This is a genomic window from Rhizobium sp. SVR5-2C, assembly GCF_056755115.1.
The window spans coordinates 1-237 of the sequence record NZ_JBNDHT010000585.1 but is presented as its reverse complement, the minus strand read 5'-3'; the positions used below and the strand labels follow the sequence as shown (position 1 = coordinate 237).

General features: G+C 59.1%; 1 pseudogene. It reads left to right on the top strand.

The features are described 5' to 3' along the window. A pseudogene (locus ACPYOI_RS37005) lies at positions 1-237 on the top strand (lipoyl synthase); the annotation flags it as partial.

Genomic DNA, 237 nt, shown 5'->3' with positions numbered 1-237 from the left:
AGTCAGGCCTGATGGTTGGTCTCGGTGAAACGAATGCTGAGATCATCGAAGTGATGCGCGATCTGCGCCGCCACGGTGTGACCATGCTGACGCTGGGACAGTATCTGCAGCCAAGTCGCCACCACCTGCCCGTGCAGCGCTACGTGAGCCCGGATGAGTTTGATGAGATGAAAGCCGAAGCGATGGCGATGGGCTTTACCCACGCAGCCTGCGGCCCATTTGTTCGCTCCTCTTACC